Consider the following 539-nt stretch of genomic DNA (forward strand, 5'->3'; position numbering starts at 1 on the left):
GATCGGGTATTTCCTTAGAAAGGAGGTGATCCAGCCGCACCTTCCGATACGGCTACCTTGTTACGACTTCACCCCAATCATCTACCCCACCTTCGACGGCTGGCTCCTTGCGGTTACCCCACCGGCTTCGGGTGTTGTAAACTCTCGTGGTGTGACGGGCGGTGTGTACAAGACCCGGGAACGTATTCACCGCGGCATGCTGATCCGCGATTACTAGCAATTCCGACTTCATGCAGGCGAGTTGCAGCCTGCAATCCGAACTGAGACCGACTTTGATAGGATTGGCTCCACCTCGCGGTTTCGCTTCCCGTTGTATCGGCCATTGTAGTACGTGTGTAGCCCAGGTCATAAGGGGCATGATGATTTGACGTCATCCCCACCTTCCTCCGGTTTGTCACCGGCAGTCATCCTAGAGTGCCCACCCAAAGTGCTGGCAACTAAGATCAAGGGTTGCGCTCGTTGCGGGACTTAACCCAACATCTCACGACACGAGCTGACGACAACCATGCACCACCTGTCTCCTCTGTCCCGAAGGAAAG

Annotated in this window: 1 rRNA gene; it reads right to left on the reverse strand. The window is 55.5% G+C overall.

From position 1 onward, the window contains the following. Window positions 1-18 precede the first annotated feature (18 nt). Window positions 19-539: ribosomal RNA gene (locus tag WFJ73_RS33195) — 16S ribosomal RNA — on the reverse strand; the annotation flags it as partial.

It is taken from the genome of Paenibacillus sp. MMO-58, from assembly GCF_037146255.1.
In the GTDB taxonomy this organism is placed as follows: Bacteria; Bacillota; Bacilli; order Paenibacillales; family Paenibacillaceae; genus Pristimantibacillus.